This window comes from Lapidilactobacillus bayanensis (assembly GCF_003946695.1).
GTDB lineage: Bacteria > Bacillota > Bacilli > Lactobacillales > Lactobacillaceae > Lapidilactobacillus > Lapidilactobacillus bayanensis.
The window spans coordinates 1-1,265 of record NZ_RHOX01000061.1 but is presented as its reverse complement, the minus strand read 5'-3'; the positions used below and the strand labels follow the sequence as shown (position 1 = coordinate 1,265).

The following is a 1,265-nucleotide window of genomic DNA, read 5'->3' as shown; positions in this document are numbered from 1 at the left end:
CGCGAATTTTATAATCAAGTTAGCCACCCATGTTGATTGATCAAATAATGGTCAAAAAAAGACACCAAGACGAAAAATCAGGTATCATTGAAGTTCCAACACTAAACAATGAGAGAGGTTTTCGTCTTGATGCAACAACAGCTTACCACAAATCGTCAAAAGGGTCACCACTTAACTCAAATTGAACGTGGAATGATTGCTTCTCTACACTCCGAAGGCCATTCTGCACGCCAGATTGCATCTATTATCGGTGTTAGTCATCAAACCATTAATAATGAGCTTTCTCGTGGCACTATTAAGCAGGTTAAGAAGATTAACGGAGAGAAGCACTACCTTAAGGTTTATTGTCCTGAAGCAGCTCAGGCTCGCTATGAGGAGAACCGGTCCAATAGTAGACGTCCATTAAAGTTTAAGCAAGTCACCGACTTCCTAGCCTACTTTGATGACAAGTTTCACACGGAGCACTGGTCACCCGACGCAACGGTAGGATATGCTAAAAAGCACCGTTTATTTTCACCTCATAAGATGATTTGTGCGAAGACACTGTACAACTATATTGATGCACAATTATTGGAAATCCGCAATATCGATCTTGTGGAGAAAGTAAGACGCCGAAGGGCTCATCATAAAACAACGAAAGTTAAACGGCTGACCGGTTCTAAAAGTATTGATGAACGCCCCAAGAAGGTCAATAACCGTCATGAGTTTGGACATTTTGAAATTGATACCGTTGTTGGTGAGCGTAATGGTAGCCAGAGCGTCTTGTTGACTTTCACAGAGCGTAAAACACGCTTTGAAATAGTCTGCTTGATTGAGGGTAAAGACGCAGATTCAGTATCGTATGCATTGCGAAATATTGTTAATCAATATGGTGATATTATCAAGACCGTGACGGCAGATAATGGTACTGAGTTTACGACCTTAGAGACTGCACTGAATGGCATAGCTGACACTTATTTTGCCCACCCGTACACATCTTCAGAACGAGGCACTAATGAAGTTCATAATCGGATGCTTCGTCGCTATTTTCCCAAGGGGCAATCACTCGACATTGCCACTCCAAGCCAAGTTCAGATTGCTCAATCGCATCTGAACAACTTGCCTCGGCGAATTTTAAAGTTCAAAACACCAGCCGAAGCTTTTGAAAGAGAAGTCAAGCGTGCTCGCAAGGTTCATACTGCTTAGCTTTCTTCAATTGAAACTCACTGAAACCTTTCCGCCAGCTGTCTTCGCCTGCGCTGGCTAACTTGCACTTGCAATTTGCG

At 42.7% G+C, this 1,265-nt stretch carries 1 protein-coding gene; it reads left to right on the top strand.

What is annotated here, in order from left to right:
* Positions 1-108 precede the first annotated feature (108 nt).
* The gene (locus EKM65_RS11075; protein ID WP_125608469.1) at positions 109-1,185 is read left to right on the top strand and encodes an IS30 family transposase; all 1,077 of its coding nucleotides are present in this window, start codon (positions 109-111) and stop codon (positions 1,183-1,185) included.
* Positions 1,186-1,265 lie beyond the last annotated feature (80 nt).